The sequence below is a fragment of the Streptomyces chengmaiensis genome, from assembly GCF_029846775.1.
Lineage (GTDB): Bacteria > Actinomycetota > Actinomycetes > Streptomycetales > Streptomycetaceae > Streptomyces > Streptomyces chengmaiensis.
In genome coordinates this window covers 39,632-64,959 of the sequence record NZ_JARWBG010000016.1, presented here as the reverse complement: position 1 = coordinate 64,959, position 25,328 = coordinate 39,632, and the positions used below count along the sequence as shown (strand labels likewise).

Here is a 25,328-nt window from a genome sequence, read left to right as displayed (position 1 = left end):
TGCGAGTTCCCGACGGGCTGCCAGGTCCCGACGGGCTGCTAGATCTCGACGTCCCGGGCCTTCGTCGACGGGCTGTTGGGGAACGCGAGCTTGATCTCCTCGCGCAGATCCTCGATCTTCGAGTAGCCCGCGTACCGCCCGGTGAGGCGGTACATCTCCCGGAGCCGGTCCCAGGTCCGGTGCGAGGAGGTCTCCCCCATCGACATCAGCGCCAGACGCGCATAGCGATCGGCCTGCTCCGGGTCGTCGGCGATGAAGCAGGCGGAGGCGAGCGAGATGTAGTCGAAGATCTTCGACCGCTGCCGGCCGTCGATGCGCAGCTCCAGCGCCTTCTGGGCGAAGTGCTGGGCGTGCTTGGCGGCGGCGGGCTCATGATCGGCCAGGGTGCGGTAGGACAGCGCCTGCATCCCGTACATGTCCTCGTCCTTGAAGGTCTGCATCCAGCTCGGCGGAGGCACATCGCCTTTGTCGGAGGCGAAGAGGTCCTCCGCCTCGCCGAGGGTGCGGCGCATGGCCTGGCCCCGGCCCATGTGCGCATGCGCCCATGCTTCGATGGTGAGCAGCATGGCCTGGGTGCGCGGCAGGACTTCCTTGCCGGAGCCGGACTTGGCGAGCTTCATCAGGTCCAGGGCGTCGTCGGGACGGCCCAGGTGGACCATCTGCCGGGCGGCACGGGAGACCGCCTCGCCCGCGCGCGGGTGGTCGCCGCCCTCACGAGCGGCGTGGGCGGCGATGACGAAGTACTTCTGGGCGGTGGGTTCGAGGCCGACGTCATGGGACATCCAGCCGGCGAGGACGGAAAGGTTGGCGGCGACGCCCCACAGGCGGCGCTGCAGATGGTCGGGGTGACGGTAGGCGAGCATGCCGCCCACTTCGTTGAGCTGCCCCACGACGGCCTTGCGCTGGAGGCCGCCGCCACGGGCGGCGTCCCAGGCGCGGAACACCTCGACGGAACGCTCCAGCGCCTCGATCTCCTGCGACCCGATGGGGGCGGCCTCATAGCGGTCGTACCCAGCGGGGTCGGCGTGCAGGGGACTGTCGGTGCGGGGAGCGTCCTGGACGAGTGCGGGGTCGGTGTGCAGCCAGTCGTACATGGCGCTGCTGAGTGCGGAGCCTGCGGCGAGCGCGGCGCCCGCGCCCACCAGACCGCGTCGGTTGAGCATGAGGTCCATTCCCGTGAATTCGGTGAGGACCGCGGCCGTACGGTCGGGCGCCCAGGGCAGTCCGTCGGGGTTGTCCGCCCCTTGAACGTCCCGGCGCTTGCCCGTTCGCCCGCTCCGTGCGAACCCGAGGTCCTCGATGGTCACGACACGGCCGAGTCGCTCGGTGAACAGAGCCGCCAACACTTTGGGCACCGGGTCGCGCGGGGTCTCCCCCATGTCGATCCAGCGCCGGACCCGCGAGGTGTCGGTCGCCAACTGCGGGTGGCCCATGGCCGCCGCCTGCCGGTTGACCATTCTCGCCAGCTCTCCCTTGGACCAGCCGGCCAGGCCGAACAGGTCGCTCAGGCGGGTGTTGGGTTCTCCACTCACATCAAGCCCCCAGGTTCTCGGCTGAGTTGACAGTAGCCCCCTGTCAGTTGCGAAGCGACTATTCGCCAGGCTTCGCCAGGGCTCGCAATGTGGTCCGCCAGTCGCGCTCGGGTGTCAGGTAGGAACGCGCCACCCCGGCCCGGTAGCTGGAGCATTCCCCAGGGTGCTGCCTGGGCGCCGGGGCGGGGCGGCGCACTGGTGCACGCAGGAGCACACCGCTGCACACTGCTGCACTCTGGTTGCATGTCAATGCAACCGATGCAACTTGTCGGCGCACGAAGGGATCTGTATCGCTCATGTACACAGCATCGTCCTCCGTGTCCGCCCCGCCCCGGCTGCAGCGTCCCGCTGTCCCGGCCGGCGGCGCCCCGTATCTCGACCCCACGCACGCCGGTCGGGCTCGACGGGCGGCGGGCACGGTGGGCCAGCCTCTCAGCGGCAGGATCGACCTGTCCGGCCCGCAGGGCGCGCAGCTGCGCATGGCCATCGCCTCGGTGCACCGCATCTGCCCGGAGTTCAACCCGGTCCAGGTGCTCCGAAGGAGCGGACGGTCCGTGCTGCTGGTGGGCGGCACAGGACGCGCCACGGCGGTCGCCAAGTGCTTACTGGACCACTCGCCGGCCTGGGCCGAGCGGTTCCGTCACGAGATAGTGACGTACCGGGCCTTCGTGCGGCACCGTCCGCCGGTGCGGGTGCCGCGGCTGATCGCCGCGGACCCGGAGAACTGCACGCTGGTCATCGAGCGGATGCCGGGGCGGGCCGCGGCACTCAGCCGGCACACGGCCGAGGCGCCGGCGCGCGGCGATCTGCGCGCCGTGCTGGACTCGGTCGTCCGGCTGAACACCTGGCGCCCCCCGGCGGGGCTGTTCGACGCCCCGCTGGACTACGCGTCCCGTATCGCCCGCTATCACGAGCTGGGGCTGTTCACCGACCGCGACCTGGGCGATCTGCAGAAGCTGCTGCACGGGCTGGCACAGGCCGGCGGGCGGCAGGCCATGGGCCAGTTCTGCCATGGGGACGCACTGCTCTCCAATGTCCTGCTGTCGCCGGCCGGTCCGGTGCTGGTGGACTGGGAGCATGCGGGCTGGTATCTGCCCGGCTACGACCTGGCGACGCTCTGGTCCGTGCTGGGAGACGCCCCGGCGGCACGCCGGCAGATCAGCCAGCTGGCACAGCGGCCGGGACCTGCGGCCCGGGATGCGTTCCTGGTGAATCTGATGCTGGTGCTGACGAGGGAGATCCGCACCTATGAGACGGCCGTGCAGCGCACGATGCGGGAGGCTCCGCCGGTGAGCCCCGGCCAGCCGCAGCCGACCGGGCTGTCGGCCGGCGAGGAGCAGCGGCTGCTGCTGCGGCGGCTCCACGACGACTGCGCCATGGCCCGGCGGGCCGTGCGCGCGGCGGTCGGCACCCGCTGACCGGCCCTCGGAGAGGGACCCCGCAGAGGGGAAGCGCGCTGCGTTCCCAGTGAGCCGACGCACTGGGAACGCAGCGCCCTGTGGTGTGCCCGCGTGCCCACGGCAGGGTGAAGGCGGATGCCTGACAGCCGACTTGAGTGTGATCGTGTGACTTATCCTTATTGTGCGTGGGCCGTATGGGCGACGGGTAGGGGCTCGGCCGACCACTGTCCATCCGCGCCGGGGTCGCGGATGCCGATCGAAAGGCAACTGCCGCACATGGGACAGCCCTTCACACTGCCGGACTTCTATGTTCCGTATCCGGCGCGGCTCAACCCTCATCTCGAGGAGGCACGGGCGCACACCAACCAGTGGGCGCGCCGGATGGGGATGCTGGAGGGTTCCGGCGTCTGGGAGGAGAGCGATCTCGAAGCGCATGACTATGCGCTGATGTGCGCCTACACCCACCCGGACTGTGCCGCAGAGGTGCTCTCCCTGGTCACCGACTGGTACGTGTGGGTGTTCTTCTTCGACGACCACTTCCTCGAGCGCTACAAGCGGACCCAGGACACCAGGAACGGGAAGTCCCATCTGGGCCGGCTGCCGCTGTTCATGCCGATGGACCTGGCGGACGGGATGCCGGAACCGGAGAATCCGGTCGAGGCGGGGCTGGCGGATCTCTGGGCGCGCACGGTGCCCGGCATGTCGATGGACTGGCGCACCCGCTTCTCGGAGGCCACCGAGAATCTCCTCAATGAGTCCATGTGGGAACTGGCGAACATCAACGCGGGCCGGATCGCCAATCCCGTCGAGTACGTCGAGATGCGCCGCAAGGTGGGCGGCGCACCCTGGTCCGCGGGACTGGTGGAGTTCGCGGCCGGCGCGGAGGTGCCCGACGCAGTGGCTCACTCCCGGCCGCTGCGGGTGCTGCGGGACGCCTTCTCCGATGCGGTCCATCTGCGCAACGACCTCTTCTCGTACCAGCGGGAGGTCGAGGACGAGGGCGAGAACAGCAACGGGGTGCTGGTGCTGGAGACGTTTCTGAACTGCACCACGCAGGAGGCGGCGGAGGCGGTCAACGATCTGCTGACGTCACGGCTCCAGCAGTTCGAGCACACGGCGCTGACCGAAGTCGGCCCGCTCTGCGTGGAGAAGGGGCTGGACGCTGCGCAGACGGCCGCCGTCGCGGCCTATGCGAAAGGCCTTCAGGACTGGCAGTCCGGCGGGCATGAGTGGCATATGCGGTCCAGCCGCTATATGAACGGGGAAGCGGATCTGGGAGCCGGCCGACCGGGGGACGCCTTCGGCATGGCGGCCGCCTCCGTCCGTTTCACGCCGCGGTCGGAGGCCGCACGGTGGCGCCGCCACACCCACACCCCCTACCAGAAGGTCGGTCCTTCACTGCTGCCGGACTTCCGGATGCCGTTCGAGACCCGGCTGAACCCTCATCTGGACGGCTCCCGGGTGCGGACGGTGGCGTGGGCCCGTGCGATGGGCATGCTCCAGGCCCAGCCGGGCATGCCGCACTCACATGTCTGGGACGAGCGGAAGCTCGAAGGCTTTGACTTCCCGTTGTGTGCGGCCGGCATCAACCCCGAGTGTCCGGCCGATGAGCTGGACGTCGGATCGTGCTGGCTGACCTGGGGGACCTATGGGGACGATCTGTACCCGGCCGTGTACGGGCGGACCCGGGATCTGATCGGGGCGCACGCGTCGAGCGACCGGCTCTCGCTGTTCATGCCGCTCGACGGCGCGTCGGCGCCGGAGCCGTCGAACGCCCTGGAGCGCGGTCTCGCCGATCTGTGGGTGCGGACCGCGGGGTCGATGAGCGACAAGGACCGTGCGGCGTTCCGCAGGTCCGTGGAGGACATGACCGCCAGCTGGGTGTGGGAGCTGGCCAATCAGGCGGAGCACCGCATCCCGGATCCGGTGGACTATCTGGAGATGAGGCGGCAGACGTTCGGCTCCGACATGACGATGCGGCTGGCCCGGATCGGGCATGGCGATCTGGTGCCGGAGGAGGTGTACCGCAGCGGCCCGGTGCAGTCGCTGGAACGCTCCGCCATGGACTACGCGATGCTGATGAACGACCTGTTCTCGTACCAGAAGGAGATCGAGTTCGAGGGCGAGGTGCACAACGCCGTTCTGGTGGTGCAGAACTTCTTCGATCTCGACTATCCGACGGCGATGCCGATCGTCGCCGATCTCATGGCATCGCGGATGGCGCAGTTCCAGCACGTCGCGGCTGCCGAACTGCCCCAGCTCTACGAGGATATGGACCTGAAGCAGGAGGCCCGCGAGGTCCTTGACGGGTATGTGCGTGAACTGCAGGACTGGATGGCCGCGATTCTGACCTGGCACCGGGAGTGCAGGCGCTACCGGGAGGAGGATCTGCGGGACGGCGGGATGGGGCCGTGGCGGCTCACCGGGCCAGTGGGGCTCGGCACTTCGGCGGCGCGTCCGTTGACGCTGCCGGTCCGCCGCCCGTCCACGGCCGTCGTCGCGTAGCCGCCGTCGGCTCACCGTGGGCAACGGCCCGCCGCGCACAGGGCGGCGGGCAGGTCGGCCGGGTGGCGGCCGTCGCTGCTCAGCCCTGCTGGAACAGCTCTGCGGGCAGCGGCTTGAGCAGTGCGTACAGATCGTCGGTGATGGGGCGGTCCCAGCTCGCGATGGTGACCAGGACATGGTCGCTGCGGTCGAACTGGACGCAGGAGATACGGCTTTCGGAGAGCTTGACACGGCGCACGATCAGCAGGTTGTCACCCTGCATCACGGGGGTGTCCTCGCTGCCGACGACCTGCACCGGCTCGTCGTTCCCCAGTGCGGCCAGCAGCTGGGCCACCTCGAAGGGGATCTGGCCCTCCTCCAGCTCACGGGCCGGGGAGCCCTCGGGCAGATTTCCGATGATCATCGCCGGGCCGCGGCCGCCGAAGAGGTCATAGCGCAGGAAGACGCCCTGGCAGCTTCCGTCCGGAGCGGGCAGCAGGCCCGCGCCGAGATTTCCGGGCCAGTCCCCCGGGTCCATGGCCAGGACGTCGAAATCCGGGCCCGCGGGTGTGGCGGCGCTGCGGCGGCGGAGGAAGGACATACGGCCATGGTACGTGCCCGCGGCCGTGCGGCCCGCCGGCCCCCGGGTCAGTGGGAGCGGCGGGCGAGCGCCTCCAGCAGGGCGACGGCCTCCTCGGCCCCGTCGTGGGGCACGAAGAGGTGGTCGTGGTGGTAGCCGGCGACGACGTTGCAGCTCAGACCGCCCGCCTCGGCCAGTTCGCGGGCGACCGCGGCCGTCAGCCCGACGGCGTCCAGCGCGGAGTGGACGCGCAGTGTGATCCATCCGGCGACATAGTCGTAGGACAGCCCGGCGGCGTCTGCCTCCTCCTGGCGTACGACGAGGGTGAGGCCCTCGGGTTCGGTGACGGTGACGACGGGCCGCAGCCCCTCAGGGGCAGGGCCGTCGACGGTGGTGAAGACATAACGGCCGGCGTTCAGCTCGGGCCGCATGGTCGCGAGGAGGATGTGCAGATCCCGTTCGCCGCTCATGGCGCCAGCCTACGCCGGCGGTTCCGGCGCAGCGGCGGCGCGGTGTTGACGTTGAACGCGGCCGGCGGCCGCTGCGTATCCCTGGGCACATGCGGATACCGACACCGACCGGCACCCCCGTGAGGAGCAGTCCATGAACGACCGCGTCGATCCTTCTGCCTCGCCCCTGCCGCCTTCCGTGCACGCGCTTCCGGACGGGGAGGCGGAGCTTCGGCTGGTGGTCCGGCTGGGGTGGGAGGATGTGGCCGCCCTCGGGCAGGAGGCGGGACGGCTTGCGGCGCGCATGCAGCGCGCCGTGACCCTGGACGAGGCCGCCGCGCACCGCCTGCGCACCCGGCCGGTCTCACGTCCCCAGGCTGTCACCGAACGCACCCCGCCCGCGACGGCGTCCCCGGTGTCCCCGCTGACCGCACGCTCCCCCGGGGAGCATGCGCGCCAGGCCATCGACAAGATCAACGGTTCGGCGGTCGGCGGCCACGGGGGCGCCCAGACATCGGCGTGACGAGGGCCGCCGGGCAGGCCGCCGGGCGTGCCCGGGCGGCGGAGGGGCTCAGGTGAGGTCGAACTCCCCTTCGCGGGCGTTCATGACGAAGGCGCGCCACTCGTCCGGGGCGAAGATCAGCGACGGGCTGCCCGGCCGGGCGGCGTTGCGCATCGCGATGAACCCCTCGACGAAGGCGATCTGGACGTCTCCCGCCCCCTGACTGCCGGACTGCCAGTCGGCGTTGCTGAGGTCGAGCTCCGGCTTGTCCCAGCCGGACGGCGTCTGCGCGGTGGTCGTCATGGTCTCGCCCACGTCCGTAGCTCCTCCCGGTTCGTCGTCCGCCGCTCAGCCTAGCCACCGTCTCCCGCCGAGGACAGGCCGCGAACGGGGCGTGCGGCCCGCGGGCCGCTCCCTGCCGTACGGGAGGTCAGCGGTCGGGCGGCCGGTCGCCGACCAGCCACATGGCGAAGAACTGCGAACCGCCGCCGTAGGCGTGGCCGAGGGCCCGGCGCGCCCCGTCGACCTGGTGTTCGCCCGCCTGCCCGCGCACCTGGAGAGCCGCCTCCGCGAAGCGGATCATGCCGGACGCGCCGATGGGATTGGCCGACAGCACTCCGCCGGAGGGGTTCACGGGCAGGTCTCCGTCGAGTTCGGTGACTCCGGACTCGGTGAGCTTCCAGCCCTCGCCCTCTTCGGCGAAGCCCAGGTTCTCCAGCCACATCGGTTCGTACCAGGAGAAGGGGACGTATATCTCGGCGGCGTCGATCTCTCGGCGCGGCTCGGCGATTCCCGCCTGCCGGTAGACGTCGGCGGAGCAGTCCCGGCCAGCCCGCGGGGAGACGAAGTCCTTTCCGGCGAACATGGTGGGCTCGCTGCGCATCGCCCCGCCGTGGACCCAGGCGGGCGGCCTCGGCGAGCGGGCCGCGCCCGCGCGGTCGGCGAGCACCATGGCACAGGCGCCGTCGGAGGAGGGGCAGGTCTCCGAGTAGCGGATGGGGTCCCACAGCATCGGCGACGCCATGACCTTCTCCAGGGTGATGTCGTTCTCGTGGAGATGGGCGCAGGGGTTCTTCAGGGCGTTGCGGCGGTCCTTGTACGCGACGAGGGCGCCGACGGTGTCGGGGGCGCCGCTGCGGCGCATATAGGCGCGGACATGCGGGGCGAAGAAGCCGCCCGCGCCCGCCAGCAGGGGCTGCTGGAAGGGGACGGGCAGCGACAGGCCCCACATCGCGTTGGACTCCGACTGCTTCTCGAAGGCGAGGGTGAGGACGGTGCGGTGGACGCGGGCGGCGACGAGGTTCGCGGCGACGAGAGCGGTGGAGCCGCCGACGGAGCCGGCGGTGTGCACGCGCAGGATGGGCTTGCCGACCGCGCCGAGGGCGTCGGCGAGGTACAGCTCGGGCATCATCAGGCCCTCGAAGAAGTCCGGGGCCTTGCCGATGACGACGGCGTCGATGTCCGTCCAGGTCAGCTCGGCGTCCTCCAGTGCGCGGGCGGCGGCCTCGCGGACGAGGCCGGCGATCGAGACGTCCCGGCGGGCGGCGACGTGTCTGGTCTGGCCGACGCCGACGACGGCCACGGGCTCTCTACTCACCGGGGTCTCCTTCGGGGTCTCCCTCTAGGACGGCGACCAGGTTCTGCTGGAGGCAGGGGCCGGACGTGGCATGGGCGAGGGCGCGGTCGGACGCGCCGCGGCCGATGCGGGCGGCGGCCTCGCCGAGGCGGATCAGCCCGGCGGCCATCATCGGGTTGGCGGCGAGCGCGCCCCCGGAGGGGTTGACGGCGACGCGGTCGTCGAGCCCGAGGGCGGTGCGCAGCACGATCTCCTGGGAGGTGAAGGGGGCGTGCAGTTCTGCGGTGTCGACGGGCCGGTCGAAGGCTCCGGCGCGCTCCGCGGCCTGGCGGGTGGAGGGCGAGTCGGTGAGATCGCGTACGCCCGGGCTGTGCGCCTCGGTGCGGTGGTCCATGCCGCGTATCCAGGCGGGCCGCGGGCAGAGCCGGCGAGCGCGGTCCCCGGCGGCCAGCACGACGGCCGCCGCGCCGTCGCCGATGGGCGGGCAGTCGGCGGTGCGCAGCGGAGCCACGACATAGCCGCCGTCCGGGGTGGGGGCGGTGAGCTGGGCGCGGGGGTTGTCGGCGGCGGCGGTGCGGCTGCGCGCGGCGACGGCGGCGAGCGCGGCTTCGTCGGCGCGGCCCGCGTCGATGAGCGCCTGCGCCTGGAGGGCGGCGAGCGCGACCGAGTCGGGCCACAGCGGGGCCAGATAGTACGGGTCGAGCTGCCGGGTGAGCACCTCGCGCAGGGCGCCGGGCGACGACTTGCCGTAGGCGTAGACGAGGGCGGTGTCCGCCTCGCCCGTCAGGAGTCTCACCCATGCCTCGTACAGGGCCCAGGCGCCGTCCATTTCGACGTGGGACTCGGAGATGGGCGGCCAGGCGCCCACGCCGTCGAGGGCCATGGTGAAGGAGAAGGCGCGGCCCGCGAGGTAGTCGCTGGAGCCGGAGCAGGTGAATCCGATGTCCCCGGTCTTCAGTCCGGTCCGGCGCAGCACCTCGTGCAGCACGGGCATCAGCATCTCGACTTCGGAGAGTTCGTCGGTGCGGCGGCGGCACACGGTCTGGGCGAAGGCGACGATCGCCACGTCCCGCCGCGGCGGGGCCTGCGGAGTCACAGGAGCTCCTTGTAGGTGTCGTAGTCGGCGTCCGGCTCGCCCGTGGGGCGGTAGTGATCGGGGTAGCGGCCGTCGTCGGTCCACACCGGTTCCACGCGCAGGCCCATGCGCACCCGGTCGTACGGAATGCCGCCGATCCGGCCGTGGAGGGCGAGGTCCGCGCCGTCGAGGGCGATGTGGGCGTAGACGTACGGCACTTCTATCGCGGCGTTCTTGGCCTTGATGTTGACGATGCAGAAGGTGGTGACCGTGCCGCGGGGGCCGACCTCGACCTGTTCGGCGGTGGCGACCCCGCAGGTGGGGCAGGCGCCGCGGGGCGGGACGTACACCTTCCGGCAGGAGGGGCAGCGTTCGCCGACCGTGCGCCGCTCGGCGAGGGCGTGCAGGTAGGCGCTCTGGGCCCGGCCGGGCGCGTACGTGTACTCCAGTCGGGCGGGGGCGACGAAGCCGGTGACCGGGTCGTCGAACCGCCCGCTGTGCGGGCGGGGCCAGTCCTCCCCCGGCGCATCCCGGCAGGGTTCGAAACAGGCGATGTCGGTGATCGCGCCGCTGCGCCGCCCGGCCCAGCGGATGCGGACGCGCATCCCGGTGCGGACGGCGTCGGGGCCGGGGGCGTCGAGTGCGTGCAGCAGGGCGCTGTCGGCGCCGTCGAGCCGTACGAGCACCCAGGCGAAGGGGGTGGGCAGCGGCTGGCCGCTGGTGGGCGCAGGGTTCCAGGCCCAGGTGGTGACCGTGCCGGCGGGCGCGACGCGGACGAGGTCGCGGAGTTCGCCGGCGGTCTCGGGGTCGTACTCGACGGGCGGCACGAGCACCGTCCCGGCGTCGGTCCGCACGCCGAGTACGGTGCGCTCGCGCAGCCCGGTCAGAAACGCGGACTGCACGGGCCCGAGGGACCGGGTGAAGGGGAACTCCACGACCAGCGGGGCGCTGAGCGGGGCGCCCGGCGCGGGGGTGGCGGTCATCTGCGGCGCGCTCCATTCTCCGCCGGGGGCGGCGGTCTGTGCTCCGGTGTCCGCCGGAGGGGTGGTGGGGCCGCTTCCGGCCCCGGTCGGGCGGCTCGCCCCGGACGAGCGGGCGAAGACGCGCCTGAGGCCTCCCGCGGGGTGGCGCCTTCTGCCCGGGGGCGAGAAGCCGGGGGAGTCGCGCATGCGGCAGGGGCCCGGTGGTAGCCCGCAGGCCCGGGGTGTCCCGGAGGCCCGAGACTCGCGGGGTCCCGTGGCCCGGGGACGGGGGCCCCGGGGCCCGTGGGGGCCCAAGGGCGTCCCCGGGGGTCCGGGGGCCCGTGGGGGTCCGGGGGCCCGTGGGGGCCCAGAGGCTCGGGGGTCCGGGGGTGTTCCCGGGGGTCCGGGGGCCCGAGGCTCTCGCCAGCCTGTGAGCCTGTGGGCCCCCCGGTCCCCGGGGCCCCCGGCCTGTCCCAGAGGCCTGAGGCTCCGGAGGCCCATGAGGCCCGGGGTGTCCCGGAGGCCCGAGACTCGCGGGGTCCCGTGGCCCGGGGACCGGGAGCCCCGGGGCTCCCGTGGGGGCCCAGAGGCTCGGAGGCCCGGGGGTGTTCCCGGGGGTCCGGGGAGTCCCGGGGGGCCGGGGTCGCGAGGGTGTCATCGGCGGCGGTAGACCGGGGGCCGCTTCTCGGCGAAGGCGCGTGCGCCCTCCCTCGCGTCCTCCGTGTCGAAGACCGGCCAGCCGCGCTCGAGTTCGGCCGCGAGGCCGTCGGCCTCGGTCATGTCGGCGGTCTCGTAGACGGAAGCCTTGACCGCTTCGACGGCCAGCGGGCCGCAGGCGTTGATCCGTTCGGCGATCTCCAGCGCCGTGGCGAGGGCCTCGCCGTCGGGCACGACACGGCCGATGAGACCGATGCGCTCTGCTTCCTCGGCGCTGTAGCGCCGGCCGGTGAGGAGCATCTCCAGGGCGTGGGTGCGGGGGATCTGGCGTTGGAGGCGGACGGTGGAGCCGCCGATGGGAAAGAGGCCGCGCGCCACCTCGAACAGCCCGAACGTGGCGCCGCGCCCCGCCACCCGGATGTCGGCGCCCTGGAGGATCTCCGTGCCGCCCGCGACGCACGGGCCCTCGACCGCGGCGATGACGGGTTTGCGGGGGCGGTGGCCGCGCAGCATGGCCTTCCAGTGGAGTTCGGGGTCGGCCTTGAGCCGTTCCCGGTGCCCCTCCCCCGCCATGCCCTGGCCGGCGAGGGCCTTGAGGTCCATGCCGGCGCAGAACGCTCCGCCCGCGCCGGTCAGCACGATGGAGCGGATGCGGTCGTCCTCGTCCGCCGCGAGCCAGCCGTCGTAGAGGCCGACGAGCATGGCGATCGAGAGCGCGTTCTTGGCCTCGGGCCTGTTCAGGGTGAGCACCAGCGTCGCGCCTTCGCGCCGCACGGCCAGGTGTTCCGTACCGCCGCCTTCTCGCATGCCTGCCGCCTCCCGTGTCAGGAACGAGAACAGGTTGCAGGAGGCGCAGAGCCAGTTCAAGGGTTTTCTGACATGTAGTCAGATTTCTGCTGCGCCGAGTCTTCCCAGTCGTGGGGAGCTCTGCTCTGATGACGCCGAGTCGATGGCGTCGTCTTCGGTCAGGAGGAGCGGTGGAGTACAACCTTGCCGACCTGTTCGAGTCGGTCGTGGACGTGGTTCCGGACCGCGAGGCGCTCGTCTTCATCGACATTCCGGGTACGGGCGCGGAGCGCCGGCTGAGCTACGCGGAGCTGGACGCGGCCGCCAACCGGATCGCCCACCACCTCCTCGGCGCGGGCGTCTCCCCGGGCGAGCATCTGGGGCTGCATCTGTACAACGGCGTCGAGTATCTGCAGACGGTGCTCGGCTGCCTCAAGGCGCGGATCGTGCCGGTGAACGTCAACTACCGGTACATGGAGGAGGAACTCGTCTATCTGTACCGGGACGCCGACCTCGCGGCGCTGGTCTTCGACGCGGAGTTCACCGGACGGGTCGCCGCGGCGCTGCCGCGGTGCGGAAGGCTGCGCCATCTGGTGCGGGCGGGGAACGCGCCGTCGGATGCGCCGGACCTGCCCGCCGTGGCCTTCACGGACGCCGAGGCCGGCGGATCCCCGCTGCGGGGCTTCGCGCCGCGCTCCGCCGACGACCAGTTCATCATCTACACCGGGGGCACGACGGGCATGCCCAAGGGGGTGATGTGGCGTCAGGAGGATCTGTTCTTCTCCGGTCTGGGCGGGGGCGCGCCCACGGGCGAGCCGGTCACCCGGCCCGAGGAGCTGGCGGAGCGGGTCGCGGCGGGGGGCGACGGGATCACCTTCTTCCCCGTTCCCCCGCTGATGCACGGCACCTCCACGCTGACCGCGTTCATCGCCTTCGACTTCGGCCAGCGGGTGGTGCTGCACCGCAAGTTCGTCCCGGAGGAAGTGCTCCGCACGATCGAGAAGGAGCGGGTCAGCAGCGTGTCCCTGGTGGGGGACGCGATGCTGCGCCCGCTGGTCGACGCGCTGTCGGGCCCGTCTCGGGGTACGGATCTCTCCGCGCTGTTCAGCGTCTCGAGCTCCGGGGCGGTCATGTCCGAGACGGTGCGGGCGCAGTTCGCCGAACTGGCCCCTGGGACGATGCTGCTCGACAACTTCGGCTCGTCGGAGTCCGGTTTCAACGGAACGGCGACGGAGGACTCGGGGCCCGGCAAGGGGTTCAGGCTGCGGGTCAACGACCGCACGACGGTGGTCGACCCGGTGACGCACGAGCCGGTGAAGCCGGGTGAGCCGGGCCGCATCGCCCAGCGCGGCCATGTGCCGCTGGGGTACTACAACGATCCCGGGAAGACGGCGGAGACGTTCTTCCGGCGCGGGGGTGAACGCTGGGTGCTGCTCGGCGACATGGCGACCGTGGACGAGGACGGCGTCGTCACCGTGCTGGGACGGGGCTCGCAGTGCATCAACACCGGCGGCGAGAAGGTGTATCCGGAGGAGGTCGAGCAGGCGCTGAAGGCCCATCCGGACGTGTACGACGCGCTGGTGGCGGGCGTCCCGGACGCGCGGTGGGGCAGCCGGGTGGCGGCGGTAGTGCAGTTGCGCGCCGGGGCGGCGGAACCGGGCCTCGCGGAGCTCCAGGCGCACTGCCGGGGCCGGCTGGCGGGCTACAAGATCCCCCGCCGGCTGGTGACCGTCCCGGAGATCCGGCGCTCGCCCAGCGGCAAGGCGGACTACCGGTGGGCGCGCACGGTGGCCACGGCGGCGGAGGAGGAGCCCGCCGCGGCCCCTCGGTCCGTCACGCCTGAACGAGGCGCTCGCCGTTGAAGACGCCCAGGGGCTCGCGGTAGGGCTCCAGGGGCACGCCGTTGGGGTCGCGGAAGTACATGCTGTCCTCGACCCCCCGGTCGGGCCCGCATAGGCGATCCCCGCCTTGTCGAGCGCCCGGCGGGCCGCGTCGTACTGAGCCGGGCCCACCGACAGGGCCAGGTGCTGGATGCCGCCGACGGTCTCCGCGGCGGGCGTCCCGCATCCTCGCCGCTCGCGCCTTGACGCGGCCGGCTTTGGACTGAATTACTGACCCCGCCGACTCGACCGAATGATCGGTCGTCCGGTTTGAGGCGGGAGGAGCCACGGATGACGGACCTGTTGGACGCGGCGGAGCGGCTCGGCCGCGAGGAACTCGAGGCTCTGCAGCTCACCCGGCTGCAGTCCGCCCTGCGCCATGCGTACGACCGAGTGCCGTTCTACCGGACGGCCTTCGACCGGGCGGGCGTACGCCCCGAGGACTGCCGCACCCTCTCCGATCTCGCACGCTTCCCCTTCACCGCCAAGACCGACCTGCGGGACAACTACCCCTTCGGGATGTTCGCGGTGGACCGGTCGGAGGTGCGCCGCATCCATGCCTCCAGCGGGACGACCGGCCGCCCCACCGTGGTCGGCTACACCGAGCGTGATCTGGACGTCTGGGCGGACGTGGTGGCCCGCTCGATCCGCGCGGCGGGCGGCAGGCCCGGCGACACCGTCCATGTGGCCTACGGCTACGGGCTGTTCACCGGCGGGCTGGGCGCGCACTACGGGGCCGAGCGGCTCGGCTGCACCGTCGTGCCCGCCTCCGGCGGCATGACGGCCCGGCAGGTGCAGCTGATCCAGGACTTCCGCCCCGGGATCATCATGGTGACGCCTTCGTACATGCTCACGCTCCTCGACGAGTTCGAGCGCCAGGGGGTCGACCCGCGCTCGACGTCCCTCCGGGTGGGCGTCTTCGGCGCCGAACCCTGGACCGAGCAGATGCGGGCCGAGATCGAGGAGCGGTTCGCGATCGACGCCGTCGACATCTACGGGCTGTCGGAAGTGATCGGTCCGGGCGTCGCGCAGGAGTGCGTGGAGACGAAGGACGGCCTGCACATCTGGGAAGACCACTTCTACCCCGAGATCGTGGATCCGGCGACCGGCGAGGCGCTGCCGGACGGCGAGCCCGGCGAGCTGGTGTTCACCTCGCTCACCAAGGAGGCCATGCCGGTGATCCGCTACCGGACGCGCGATCTGACCCGGCTGCTGCCGGGCACGGCACGGGTCTTCCGGCGGATGGAGAAGGTCACGGGGCGCAGCGACGACATGGTGATCCTGCGCGGGGTGAACCTCTTTCCCACCCAGATCGAGGAGATCGTGCTCCGCACCCCGTACACGGCCCCGCACTTCGAGCTGCGCCTCACCCGCGAGGGGCGGCTCGACGTGCTGACGGTGCGCGCGGAGGCGCGGTCCGGGGCGAGCGCCGAGCAGCGGGCGGCCGCCGGGGCATCCATCGCCCAGGCCGTGAAGGACGGGATCGGCGTGACGGTCGGGGTCGAGGTGGTGGACCCGGAGACGCTGGAGCGGTCGGCAGGGAAGATCAAGCGGATCGTGGATCTGCGGGCGGCGGCTGGATCCCGCTCTTGACACCCCGTCACTTCACACGCCGCGCGGGTGCTTGAGGACGGCGCGTACCAGGAGCAGGCCCGGCGGATCGAGACGCTGCTGCCGGGCCGCGCCGATGCGCCGGCGCCCGGGGGCTCCGCCCCCACTCCCCCGCTCCTCTGTCGCGCCGGGCTGGAGTTCGGCGGAGCCCCGGGGGCGGTCAGGTGCCGTGGTGCTCCCAGTACGGGTCCCGCAGCCGGCGCTTGTAGAGCTTGCCGTTGGGGTCGCGGGGCATGGCAGAGATGAAGTCGAGGCTCCTGGGGCGCTTGTAGCGGGCGAGCCGGCCTGCGCAGTGGTCGAGGATGTCCGCGGAGAGAGCGGCGTCCGCCGTATGGCCGTCGGCGACTTCGACGACCGCCTTGACCTCTTCTCCCCAGTCGGCGTGCGGTATGCCGAAGGCCGCCGCGTCGGCGACCGCGGGGTGGCTGAGCAGGACGGACTCGATCTCGGCGGGATAGATGTTCACTCCGCCCGAGATAATCATGTCGATCTTGCGATCGCGGAGGAAGAGGAAGCCGTCCTCGTCAAGGAAGCCGAGGTCTCCCACGGTGAAGTAGTCGCCGATGCGGCTGTTGCGGGTCTTCGCCGTGTCCTTGTGGTAGCTGAAGCCTCCGGTGGTCATCTTCATGTAGACGGTGCCGAGTTCGCCGGGCGGCAGCCGGTTGCCGTCGTCGTCGAAGACGGCGATGTCGCTGATCGGCCAGGCCCTTCCGACGGTGCCCGGCTTCTTCAGCCAGTCCTCGGCGGTGGCGAAGGCGCCGCCGCCCTCGCTGGCGGCGTAGTACTCCTCGACGCACCTCCCCCACCACTCGATCATCGCTCGCTTGATGTGGTCGGGGCAGGGCGCGGCGCCGTGGACGGCGTGGCGCATGGAGGTCACGTCGTAGCGGTTCCTGGTCTCGTCCGGCAGGGCGAGCAGCCGGTGGAACTGGGTCGGCACCATATGGGTGTGGGTACAGCGGTGTGCGTCGATCAGCCGCAGCATCTCCTCCGGCGTCCACTTGTCCATCATCACCAGCGGATGGCCGATGTGCAGGGACGCGGACGCGAACTGCAGCACGGCGGTGTGGTAAAGGGGCGAGCAGACGAGATGGACGTTCCCGTCGAACGGCCGGATGCCGAAGATGCCGAGGAAGCCGCCGAGATGGCTCTCCTCGGGGAGCTTGCCGGTCAGCGGGCGGCGGATGCCGCGCGGCCGGCCGGTGGTGCCGGAGGTGTAGTTCATCACCCAGCCGAGGGTGCGGTCGTCAGGGGGCGTGGACGGCTGCCCGTCGAGGAGGTCGGCGTACGGGCGGAAGCCGGGCGCATCGCCGACGGCGTAGCGGGCGGTCCGGGGCAGCTTCGCCTCGTCGGCGGCGTCCTGTGCGGCGCCGGCGAACCGCTCGTGGGCGATCAGCGCCCTGGCCCCGGAGTCGGCGGCGATCCAGGCGATCTCGGGGCCGGTGAGATGGTGGTTGACGGGGACCAGATAGAGCCCGGCCTGGGTGGCGGCGAGAGCGGCGGTGAGGAACTCGACGCCGTTGGGCAGGACGACCGCGAAGGCGTCGCCCCGGCGGAGCCCCGCCGCGCGCAGTCCGTGCACCAGCCTGTTGGCGGCCGCGTGCAGCCCGCCGGCGGTCCACCGCTCGCCGTCCGGGGCGATCAGCGCCGTACGGCCGGGTTCGGCCGTCGCCTGCGCCCAGAAGCCACTGGGCGCATCGCCTGTCGGGGATGTCATGGTCAGCTCCTTCCGGCGATGCGGTTGATGCGGTCCACGGCCCGTTCGAAGCCCCGGGTGAGATCGTCGAAGACCTCCCGGACGCTGCGTTCGGACGTCATCCGGCCCACGATCTGCCCCACGGGCGTGCCCAGCAGCGGACCGGTCTCGTACTTCTGTATGCGGGAGAGCGCCTCGGCGACCAGCAGGCCCTGCAACGGCATCGGCAGGGCGCCGGGGCCGCCGGGGTCGTCCCAGGCGTCGGTCCACGCGGTGCGCAGCTGGCGTGCGGGCTTGCCGGTCAGGGCCCGGGAGCGGACGGTGTCGCCGGAGCCCGCGGCGAGGAGTTTGCGGGTGAGGGCGCGGGAGTGCAGGTCAGCCTCGGTCGTGGTGAGCCAGATCGAGCCGAGCCAGACGCCCTGCGCGCCGAGCGCGAGCCCGGCGGCGATCTGCGCGCCGCTGCCGATGCCGCCCGCGGCGAGTACCGGCAGCGGGTCGACGGCGTCGACGACCTCGGGGGTCAGCACCATGGTGGCGATCTCGCCGGTGTGGCCGCCTGCTTCACAGCCCTGGGCCACGACGACGTCGATGCCGGCCTCGGCGTGGCGGCGGGCGTGCTTGGCGCTGCCGGCGAGGGCCGCGGTGAGCACCCCGCGGCCGCGGGCGCGTTCGACGACGTCCGGGGGCGGGGAGCCGAGGGCGTTGGCGAGCAGCCTGATCGGATAGTCGAAGGCGACGTCGAGCTGGCTGCGGGCGACCTGCTCCATCCAGCCGGTGACGCGCCAGCCGGAGGCCTCGCCTTCGGGGAGTTCGGGCACGCCGTACTTCGCCAGGGTCTCGCGGACGAACCGCCGGTGGCCCGGGGGGATCATCGCCTCGACGTCGGCCTCGGTGACGCCTTCGACCTTCTTGGCGGGCATCACCACGTCCAGGCCGTAGGGCTTGCCGCCGGTGTGCTGCTGCATCCATTCGAGGTCGCGTTCCAGCGCGTCGGGGGCGGTGTAGCGGACGGCCCCGAGCACCCCCAGCCCGCCGGCCCGGGAGATGGCGGCGGCTACCGCGGGGAACGGCGTGAAGCCGAAGACAGCGTGCTCGATGCCCAGTTGCTTGCTCAGCTCCGTCTCCATGGGCGCAGGATGCCGCAGCCGGACCGACGACGGAAGAGTTTTTCTGATGCAGCGTCAGTTCACTGGAACGGGGACCGCCGGGTCCGCCCGCGATGGTTGACACCGTCCGGTCCCGGCAAGAAAGTTTCACGGGCGGTCCGGATCCCGAAAGATACTTTCAAGGCTCTCCCGGAGAAGGGGTGCGCATGGCTCGCGACGGCACGGCAGGCTCGGGGATCAGCAGACGCAGGCTGGGCGGCGGGGTGCTGGCGCTGGGCGGGACGCTGGCGCTCACGCCGACCGCGCCGGCCCCGGCCGGGGAGCCGGGCAAAGGCGGCTCCCCGACCCGCCGGCCGACGCTGCGGTACGGCCCGCCCGAGCGTGCCGGGCTGCTGCGGGAACCGCTGGAGCAGCTCGTCGCGGACGCGGAAACGTTCCTCGGCCCCTCTCCCCGGCATCCCTGGTACGCCGGGGCCGTGCTGCTCGCAGGGCGCGGCGGCACGGTGGCGCTGCACCGGCCGATCGGCTGGGCCGTGCGCTATGCGGCGTACGACGAGAAGACCGACACCGGGGTGGAGCTGCCGGCCGACCGGCGGATCCCCATGGCGCGGGACACCGTCTTCGATCTGGCCTCGCTCACCAAGCTGTTCACCTCCATCCTGGCCGTCCAGCTGATGGAGCGCGGCGCGCTGGAACCGGAGGCGGCCGTCGCCTCCTATCTGCCGGAGTTCGGCGGCGCGGGCAAACAGGACATCACCGTGCGCCAGCTCCTCACCCACACCTCCGGGCTGCGGGCCTGGCTGCCGCTCTACCGGGAGCCGACGCGCGAGGGAAAGCTGCGGCTGCTGTGGAACGAGGCCCCCCTCACCGCGCCGGGCACCGCCTACCTCTACTCCGACCTCAACCTGATCAGCCTTCAGCTGCTGCTGGAGCGGGTCGCCGGCCGGGGGCTGGACCTGCTGGTCCATGACGAGATCACCGCGCCGCTGAGGATGCGTCGCACCCGGTTCAACCCGCCCGCCTCCTGGCGGCCCGGGATCGCGGCGACGGAGGACGCCAGAGAGCCGTGGTCCGGGCTGGAGCGCGGCATGGTGTGGGGCGAGGTGCACGACGAGAACGCGTACGGCTTCGGGGGCGTGGCCGGGCACGCGGGTGTCTTCTCCTGCGCCTGGGATCTGGCGGTGCTGGCCCGCGCCCTGCTCAACGGCGGGGTGTACGGACGGCGGCGCATCCTGCGGCCCGCTTCCGTGGAGCTGATGTTCACGGACTTCAACACGGACTTCCCCGGCGATGAGCACGGGCTGGGCTTCGAGCTCTACCAGCACTGGTACATGGGGGCGATGGCGACGCCCCGCAGCGCCGGGCACACCGGCTTCACCGGCACCAGTCTGGTGCTGGACCCGACGACCGACTCGTTCCTCATCGTCCTCGGGAACTCCTGCCATCCGGTGCGGACCTGGCGCTCGGGCAGCGCGCCGAGGGTCGCCGCGGCGGATCACATGGCTCGGGCGGTCGCCGTACGGCCGGTGCACGGCCGCACCGCCTGGTTCACGGGCATGGCCGCCGCCGCCGAAACGACGCTCGCCCTGCCGCCGCTGGCCCTGTCCGCCGGCGGAAGTGCGTGGCTGCGGTGCGCGCTGTGGTGGGACACCGAGCCCCGCTCTGACGCGGTCTTCCTGGAGGCGTCGCACGACGGCGGAGCGGCGGGCGGAGCGGCGGGCGGGGCGGCCGGCGGAGCGGCCGTCTGGGAGCCCGTGCCGTTCACCTCCGCAAGGGTGGACGGCGGCGAGCCGCGGCTCCACCCCGCGGGTACGGCCGGCGGCTGGTCCGGGCGGGTCTGGCACCGCGTCGTCGCGGACCTGTCCCGGTGGGCCGTGCCCGGGTCCCGGGTCCGGCTGCGGTGGCGGTCCCGGACGGACGAGCGGTACGTGGGGCGCGGCGTGTACGTGGACGGGCTCCGCGTGGAGGACGGGGGGCGGTGTGTGTTCGACGAGTCGCGGGCGGGGGACGCGGAGCGGATCGAGGCGTGGGGGTGGGAGGCGGTGCGGGACTGACGGGGTGCGGGCGGGCGCCTTCTTCCGCCCCTCCCTCTACGCCCTGGGGCGTGGGGAGGGGGCCCCGCACGTCCCGTAGCCGGGGCTCCGCCCCGGGCCCCCGCGCCTCAAACGCCGGCGGGGCTTGATTCGTTACCGGCCCAGCGTCGCCATCGCCGCGTTGTGGCCCGGGATGCCGCTCACGCCGCCGCCGCGCGTCGCGCCCGCGCCGCAGAGGAGGATGTTGGGGTGGGCGGTCTCCACGCCCCACCGGCCGGCGGCCCCGGTGGCGTAGGGGAAGGCGAGGTCGCGGTGGAAGATGTGCCCGCCCGGCAGGCGCAGTTCGCGTTCCAGGTCGAGCGGGGTCTTGGCCTCGATGCAGGGCTCGCCGCGCTCGTCGAGGGCCAGGCATTCGGCGACCGGCTCGCCCAGGCAGGCGTCGAGCTGGGCGAGCGTCGACGTCAGCAGCGATGCGCGGGCGGCGTCGTTGTCGGCGGCGAACAGCCGGGCCGGGGTGTGCAGTCCGAAAAGGGTGAGGGTGTGGCAGCCACGGGCGGTCAGCCCGGGGCCGAGGATCGACGGGTCGGTCAGCGAGTGGCAGTAGATCTCCGACGGCGGAACGCTCGGCAGCCGGCCCTGCGCGGCCTCGGCGTAAGCGGTCGCCAACTGCTGGTAGCCCTCGGCGACATGGAAGGTCCCGGAGAACGCGTCGCGCGGGTCGACGGACCGGTCCCGCAGCCGGGGCAGCCGCTCCAGCAGCATGTTGACCTTGAACTGGGCGCCCTCGGCCGGCGTCGGGGGCTGCTCGCCGAGCAGCGCGGCCAGCTCCTGCGGCGAGGCGTTCACCAGGACGTGCCGGGCCTCGACGACGCCTTCCCCGTCCGCCGTGCGGTAGGCGACCTCGGCCCGCTTTCCGTCGGTCTCGACGCGGATCGCCTCATGGCCCGTCAGGATCTCCGCGCCCGCGGAACGCGCCGCGTCGGCCAGGGCGTCCGTCAGCGCGCCCATGCCGCCGACCGGGACGTCCCAGTCGCCCGTCCCGCCTCCGATGACGTGGTAGAGGAAGCAGCGGTTCTGCACCAGGGACGGGTCGTGCGCGTCGGCGAAGGTGCCGATCAGTGCGTCGGTGAGCACCACGCCCCGGACCAGGTCATGGGCGAACCGCTCCTCGATGGCTACCCCGATGGGCTCTTCGAACAGCATGCGCCAGGCGCCCTCGTCGCCGATGCGCTCGCGCAGCTCCTGCCGTGCGGGCAGCGGCTCGGTCAGCGTGGGAAAGACGCGGCGGGCGACCTCACCGGTCGTCGCGTAGAACTCCCGCCACGCCGCGTACTCCGCGTCCCCGCCGGTCAGCCGGGCGAACGACTCCCCCGTGCGCGGCCCGCCGACCAGCAGCCCGCCGTCGCCCGCGGGTGTGTACGAGGAGACGGTCCGCTTGCGGACGGCGAAGTCGAGGCCCAGCTCCCGCACGATCTTCCGGGGCAGCAGTGAGACCAGGTACGAGTAGCGCGAGAGACGGGCGTCGACCCCAGGGAAGGGACGGGTCGAGACGGCCGCGCCACCGGTGCCGGGGAGACGTTCCAGCACCACGACGGAGCGTCCGGCGCGGGCGAGATAGGCGGCGGCGACCAGGCCGTTGTGACCGCCTCCCACGACGACGGCGTCGTACGAGCCGCGTGCGGCCTGCGAGGGGTGCGTGCCGGGCGAGGAGAGTGCGGACATGCGGCCGACCCTACCGGCGATGTCATGTCTCGTCCCCGCTCCCCTGTTGCAGCGACGCGACCCGCCGGTACCGCTCCACCGCCTCGGCATGCCGGCCGAGGCGTTCCAGGCAGTGCGCCTCGTCGTTGCGGCTGGCGAGCGCGTCGGGGTGCTCGGGGCCGAGCACCCGGTCACGGGCGTCCGCGACCTGCGCGTACACCGCCAGGGCGTCCGTCCAGCGGCCCAGCCAGCCGAGGCCGACGGCGATCTCTCGGCGGCTGACCAGGGTGTCGGGGTGCTCGGGGCCCAGCACGCGGGTGCGCAGGGCGCTGACGTCGCGGGCCTCGGTCAGCGCCTCCTCCCAGCGGCCCAGCCGGCCGAGGCAGACGCCCAGGCCGTGCCGGGCGCGCAGCGTTTCCGCGCCGGAGGGCCCGGCGAGCCGGGTGTGGTCGGCGATGAGACGGCGGTATGCGTCCAGGGCCTCCCCGTGGCGGCCGACGCGGCCCAGCCCGATGCCGACGGCATGGCGGGCGGCGAGCGTGTCGGGGTGGTCCGCGCCCAGGGTGCGGCCGCGCGCGGCGGCCACGTCCCGGTATGCGCGCAGGGCGTCGGCCCAGCGGCCGAGCCCGGCAAGCGCATGGGCGGCCTCGTAGCGGGTGGCGAGGGTGTCGGGGTGGTCGGGGCCGAGCACGCGGGCGCGGGCGTCGGCGACCTGGTCCGCCATGCGGTGGGAGTCGCCGAGCCGCCCCAGCCTGCCCAGGGTGAAGGCCAGGTTGTGCCGGCAGCGCAGGGTGTCGGGGTGCTCGGCGCCCATGGTGCGCTCCCGGGCCTGGAGCACCGCGGTGTACAGCTCGAGCGCCTCGGCGTGCCGTCCGAGCCGGCCCTGTGCGAATGCCATCTCCTGGCGGGCTGCGAGGGTGTCCGGATGGTCCGCGCCCAGGGCGCGGGTGCGGCCCTCGGCGACCGCGCCGAAGGCGCGCAGCGCCTCGGCGGCACGGCCTGTCCTGCTGAGGCAGAAGCCGATCTCGTAGCGGCTGGCCAGGGTGTCCGGGTGGTCCGGGCCCAGTGCCCTTTCCCGCTCGGCGGCGACCGCCCGGTGCACCTGCCCGGCCTCGTCCCAGCGGCCCAGCCGGCCGAGGCTGAGCCCCGCGCTGTGGCGGCTGGCGAGGACGGCGAGCACCTCGGGCGGCGGCGTGGGCCGGTCACCGGGACGGCCGGTTCCGGGGCCGGGGCGTTCGGTCCGGCTGCCGGGGCCGGGGCGATCGGTTCCGGGGCCGGGGCCGGTGGCGTTGCCGGGGGCTCCGTCGGCTTCGGGGTCCGGCCGCGGCCTGTCTGGAACGCCCCGGGGAACCCCCTTCGGAAAGGTCCACGCGCCCGTCAGCCCCGCCGTGTGGTCCGGCAGTCCGGGCCCTGGGAGAGCGCCTGCGGTCGCCTTGGCGCCGGTGGTCATGCCGCGGGTCCAGGCCGGCAGCTCCGGGGCCTCGCGCGGCGGCCCGGCGACGGGCGTGCCGGCGGGCGGGGAGGTCCGGCCCAGCAGCCCGCGCAGCTCCGCGGCGTCGGCAGGACGGGCCTCGGGCGCCTTGGCGAGCAGCCGAAGTATGGCGTGGTCCAGGAAGACCGGCACCGCGGGGCGGTGGACACGCAGCGGCTGCGGCTCGGTGTCCCGGTGTCCGACGAGCACCGACCAGGAGTCCTCGAGGTCGAAGGGGGGCGCGCCGGTGGCCAGCTCGTACAGAACGCAGCCCAGCGAGTACAGATCGCTGCGGAAGTCGACCTCGCCGCCGCCGATCTGCTCGGGCGACATGTAGTGCGGGGTGCCCATGGCGATTCCGGTGCCGGTGAGGCGGGAGGTGATGCCCATGGACTCGCCGAGCCGGGCGATGCCAAAGTCGCATATCTTCACCGTGCCGTCGGTGAGCCGCATGATGTTGGCGGGCTTGAGGTCACGGTGGACGATGCCCTGTTCGTGGGTGTAGGCGAGGGCGTCGGCGATCTGGTCGGCAATGTCGACGACGTCGTCGACCGGCAGGGGACGCTGCTCGTTGTCGTCCATCAGCTGGCTGAGGTTGCGGCCATTGAGCAGTTCCATGACGAGATACAGCACGCCTTCGTCGTCTCCGAAGTCATGGACGACGGTCACCCCGCGGTGCTGGAGCGAGGCGGCGACGCGCGCCTCGCGACGGAAGCGCTCGCGCAGCACACGGGTGAAGGTGGGGTCGTGCTGGGGTCCCAGGGGCTTGAGGCGCTTGACGGCGACGCGCCGTCCCAGGGCCTCGTCGCGGGCCTGCCAGACCTGGCCCATGCCGCCGCGTCCGATGAGTTCGAGCAGCCGGTAGCGGCCGTGGATCAGCCTCGTCTCCGCCATCGTCCGCCGTCGCCCCCGTTGTTTGGCTGCACCCTCCCCGGCGCGTCCAGTATGACCGTCTGACCGCGGAGTTTGTACGGGGAGGGCCTGCTGCCGGACCCGAGCCGGTCCATGGCCCTGAGGATGTGGCCGGGCGGCAGCCGCCAGCGCAGCCGGGCGGGGATGCAGCGCAGCAGGGTGCCCGCGGCGACGAGGCGACGCCGGGTGTGCGCAGGGGAGGCGGCGGGTCTGCCGTAGAGCCGGTGGGCGTACGGGGGCAGTGCGTCGTACGCGAGCGAGGCCACGCGCCGCCAGAGCAGGGCGCGCGCCGGACGCAGCGGCGGCGGGACCGGCGGGCGGCGCAGGAAGGCGTCGACCTCCCGCGCCTCGGGCCCGGCGGCCAGCCGCGGCAGCACGGCGCGGAAGTACTCGGCGAGCTGGACGGCGGTGGCGGGCACGGCGGCCGGGTCGAGGCCCACGAGGCGGGCGGCGGTGCGCTGTTCGGCGATGTAGCGGTCGGCCTGGTCGTCGGTGAGCGGGAACCCGGAGCCGCGCAGCACCGTCAGGTAGGAGTCGACTTCGGCGCAGTGCACCCACAGCAGCAGGTCCGGCTCGTCGAGCCGGTAGCGCTCTCCGGTCGCCGGGTCGAGGGCGGTCAGGGCCGCGTGGACGCGGCGGACGCGGGCGCCGGCGCGTTCGGCCGCCGCCGCGGCGCCGTAGGTGACGGTCCCCACGAAGTCGGCGGTGCGCAGCAGGCGGCCCCAGGCGTCCCGGCGGAAGTCGGAGTTCTGCAGGACTCCGCGGACCGCGCGGGGGTGCAGCGCCTGAAGGTAGAGCGCGCGGACGCCGGCGATCCACATCATCGGGTCGCCGTGCATCTGCCAGGTGACGGAGGCCGGCCCGAAGAGCCCGGGGCCGGCGTCCGGGCGGGCGTCCGCGGCCATGCTCCGACGG

Annotated in this window: 19 protein-coding genes; 6 read left to right on the top strand and 13 right to left on the bottom strand. The window is 72.8% G+C overall.

The annotated features are described in order from the left end of the window. Positions 1 to 38: 38 nt before the first annotated feature. The gene (locus tag QCN29_RS15810) at positions 39 to 1,532 is read right to left on the bottom strand and encodes a DNA-binding protein NsdB (protein ID WP_279928700.1); all 1,494 of its coding nucleotides are present in this window, start codon (positions 1,530 to 1,532) and stop codon (positions 39 to 41) included. A 296-nt stretch (positions 1,533 to 1,828) separates the two neighbouring features. Between QCN29_RS15810 and QCN29_RS15805 the strand changes: the two genes are divergently transcribed. Further along, positions 1,829 to 2,950, top strand: a complete 1,122-nt coding sequence (locus QCN29_RS15805) for an aminoglycoside phosphotransferase family protein (protein ID WP_279928698.1) — start codon at positions 1,829 to 1,831, stop codon at positions 2,948 to 2,950. A 258-nt stretch (positions 2,951 to 3,208) separates the two neighbouring features. Continuing rightward, a complete protein-coding gene (locus QCN29_RS15800; RefSeq protein WP_279928697.1) occupies positions 3,209 to 5,437 on the top strand; it encodes a terpene synthase family protein in 2,229 nt (742 codons plus the stop codon). 79 nt (positions 5,438 to 5,516) lie between these two features. Here the strand turns inward: QCN29_RS15800 and QCN29_RS15795 are convergent, their stop codons facing one another. Both QCN29_RS15795 and QCN29_RS15790 read right to left on the bottom strand, forming a co-directional pair. Continuing rightward, positions 5,517 to 6,017, bottom strand: a complete 501-nt coding sequence (locus QCN29_RS15795) for a hypothetical protein (RefSeq protein ID WP_240134582.1) — start codon at positions 6,015 to 6,017, stop codon at positions 5,517 to 5,519. Between the two features lie 47 nt (positions 6,018 to 6,064). Then, positions 6,065 to 6,466 carry an ACT domain-containing protein gene (locus tag QCN29_RS15790; protein ID WP_279928696.1) on the bottom strand — a complete coding sequence of 134 codons (402 nt, stop codon included), beginning with the start codon at positions 6,464 to 6,466 and terminating at the stop codon, positions 6,065 to 6,067. Between the two features lie 133 nt (positions 6,467 to 6,599). Here QCN29_RS15790 and QCN29_RS15785 point away from each other — a divergent pair, with 133 nt between their 5' ends. Further along, positions 6,600 to 6,968 carry a hypothetical protein gene (locus QCN29_RS15785; RefSeq protein ID WP_279928694.1) on the top strand — a complete coding sequence of 123 codons (369 nt, stop codon included), beginning with the start codon at positions 6,600 to 6,602 and terminating at the stop codon, positions 6,966 to 6,968. 48 nt (positions 6,969 to 7,016) lie between these two features. Here the strand turns inward: QCN29_RS15785 and QCN29_RS15780 are convergent, their stop codons facing one another. The 5 genes from QCN29_RS15780 to QCN29_RS15760 form a co-directional block, all read right to left on the bottom strand. Then, entirely contained in the window at positions 7,017 to 7,250 is a 234-nt protein-coding gene (locus QCN29_RS15780) for a DUF397 domain-containing protein (RefSeq protein WP_279928773.1), read from the bottom strand. A 127-nt stretch (positions 7,251 to 7,377) separates the two neighbouring features. Next, positions 7,378 to 8,544, bottom strand: a complete 1,167-nt coding sequence (locus QCN29_RS15775; RefSeq protein ID WP_279928693.1) for a thiolase domain-containing protein — start codon at positions 8,542 to 8,544, stop codon at positions 7,378 to 7,380. After that, a complete protein-coding gene (locus QCN29_RS15770; RefSeq protein ID WP_279928692.1) occupies positions 8,537 to 9,619 on the bottom strand; it encodes a thiolase domain-containing protein in 1,083 nt (360 codons plus the stop codon). Before QCN29_RS15770 ends, QCN29_RS15775 begins: the two co-directional genes overlap by 8 nt. Beyond that, positions 9,616 to 10,581 carry a Zn-ribbon domain-containing OB-fold protein gene (locus QCN29_RS15765; protein ID WP_240134587.1) on the bottom strand — a complete coding sequence of 322 codons (966 nt, stop codon included), beginning with the start codon at positions 10,579 to 10,581 and terminating at the stop codon, positions 9,616 to 9,618. Before QCN29_RS15765 ends, QCN29_RS15770 begins: the two co-directional genes overlap by 4 nt. Before the next feature lie 633 nt (positions 10,582 to 11,214). After that, positions 11,215 to 12,024, bottom strand: a complete 810-nt coding sequence (locus tag QCN29_RS15760; protein WP_279928690.1) for a crotonase/enoyl-CoA hydratase family protein — start codon at positions 12,022 to 12,024, stop codon at positions 11,215 to 11,217. A 170-nt stretch (positions 12,025 to 12,194) separates the two neighbouring features. Between QCN29_RS15760 and QCN29_RS15755 the strand changes: the two genes are divergently transcribed. Together QCN29_RS15755 and paaK are read left to right on the top strand one after the other, a co-directional pair. After that, positions 12,195 to 13,865 (top strand): acyl-CoA synthetase, encoded by a 1,671-nt coding sequence (locus tag QCN29_RS15755; protein ID WP_279928689.1) that lies wholly within the window; start codon positions 12,195 to 12,197, stop codon positions 13,863 to 13,865. A gap of 309 nt (positions 13,866 to 14,174) precedes the next feature. After that, positions 14,175 to 15,476: a phenylacetate--CoA ligase PaaK gene (gene paaK, locus QCN29_RS15750; protein WP_279928687.1), complete on the top strand. Its 1,302-nt coding sequence runs from the start codon at positions 14,175 to 14,177 to the stop codon at positions 15,474 to 15,476. A 178-nt stretch (positions 15,477 to 15,654) separates the two neighbouring features. Here paaK and QCN29_RS15745 read toward each other — a convergent pair whose 3' ends face one another. Beyond that, positions 15,655 to 17,211, bottom strand: a complete 1,557-nt coding sequence (locus QCN29_RS15745; RefSeq protein ID WP_279928686.1) for an acyl-CoA synthetase — start codon at positions 17,209 to 17,211, stop codon at positions 15,655 to 15,657. A gap of 2 nt (positions 17,212 to 17,213) precedes the next feature. After that, positions 17,214 to 18,317: an NAD(P)H-dependent flavin oxidoreductase gene (locus QCN29_RS15740; RefSeq protein WP_279928684.1), complete on the bottom strand. Its 1,104-nt coding sequence runs from the start codon at positions 18,315 to 18,317 to the stop codon at positions 17,214 to 17,216. A gap of 185 nt (positions 18,318 to 18,502) precedes the next feature. On the opposite strand from QCN29_RS15740, the gene QCN29_RS15735 reads away from it, so the two are divergent. Continuing rightward, positions 18,503 to 20,350: a serine hydrolase gene (locus QCN29_RS15735; protein WP_279928683.1), complete on the top strand. Its 1,848-nt coding sequence runs from the start codon at positions 18,503 to 18,505 to the stop codon at positions 20,348 to 20,350. Between the two features lie 132 nt (positions 20,351 to 20,482). Here QCN29_RS15735 and QCN29_RS15730 read toward each other — a convergent pair whose 3' ends face one another. The 3 genes from QCN29_RS15730 to QCN29_RS15720 are packed head-to-tail and all read right to left on the bottom strand — an operon-like array spanning position 20,483 to position 25,318. Continuing rightward, positions 20,483 to 22,051: a phytoene desaturase family protein gene (locus tag QCN29_RS15730; protein WP_279928682.1), complete on the bottom strand. Its 1,569-nt coding sequence runs from the start codon at positions 22,049 to 22,051 to the stop codon at positions 20,483 to 20,485. 22 nt (positions 22,052 to 22,073) lie between these two features. Then, positions 22,074 to 24,395 (bottom strand): serine/threonine-protein kinase, encoded by a 2,322-nt coding sequence (locus tag QCN29_RS15725; RefSeq protein WP_279928680.1) that lies wholly within the window; start codon positions 24,393 to 24,395, stop codon positions 22,074 to 22,076. Continuing rightward, positions 24,377 to 25,318, bottom strand: coding sequence for an oxygenase MpaB family protein (locus QCN29_RS15720; protein ID WP_279928678.1), 942 nt, complete (start codon positions 25,316 to 25,318; stop codon positions 24,377 to 24,379). Before QCN29_RS15720 ends, QCN29_RS15725 begins: the two co-directional genes overlap by 19 nt. Between the last annotated feature and the right edge of the window lie 10 nt (positions 25,319 to 25,328).